General features: G+C 49.1%; 1 pseudogene. It reads right to left on the minus strand.

Features of this window, described 5'->3' with window-relative positions:
• A pseudogene (locus tag CIK04_RS27790) lies at window positions 1-759 on the minus strand (3-hydroxyacyl-CoA dehydrogenase NAD-binding domain-containing protein); the annotation flags it as partial.

Consider the following 759-nt stretch of genomic DNA (forward strand, 5'->3'; position numbering starts at 1 on the left):
TTTGCCTTGTTTCTTCGCCAAAGCGACCACTGTGGCAATGGTCTCTTCCGACGTTGATTCATGCGGAATGACTTCCACCAATGGCATTTCTCTACCGGACTAAAGTAGTGCAAMCCACAATGTTCTCAGGCCTCTGTGCCTTCTCGGCAATTTTATGGATTGGCAAAGAAGAGGTATTCGTTGCGAAGATAGTCTCCGACTCGCATTGCTTCAATATCGCCACCATTGTTGCTTGAGCGACAGATCTTCAAAGACCGCCTCAATCACCACATCGGTGCGATTAAAGCTGGTGAAATCGGTTCCTCCGCTCAATTGCAGCATTTTGCTCTGCAGTTGCGCTTTGGAGAGAATGCGGCGTTTGCGCTGCTTATCAACAACTTGTAGTTGTATTTCAAGGCGTTCAGAACGCCGTCATCGCTGACGTCTTTAATGCGTACTGGCACTTTGGCTTTCGCCACACTGACGTGACTGATACCCGCGCCCATCAAGCCACCACCAAGCACGCCGACCATTCCGACTTTACTTGGTTTTGCTTCACTGCCCGTTTCTTTTTCATTTCCGTAGTGGCAAAGAAAATCGAACGTAAAGCCTTCGACTCGTTGCTCATGACCAACTCACCAAAGCGCTTCGCTTCCAGCTCCAAGCCCTGCTTCATTCCTTTTTCAAGGCCATGCTGGATGACTTGCAAGATGGCGACAGTCGCTGGGTAGTTACCACGTGTTTTTTCGTGCGTTTTTTTCGCCGCTTGTTCAAACACAA

The organism is Vibrio sp. 03_296 (genome assembly GCF_002265885.1).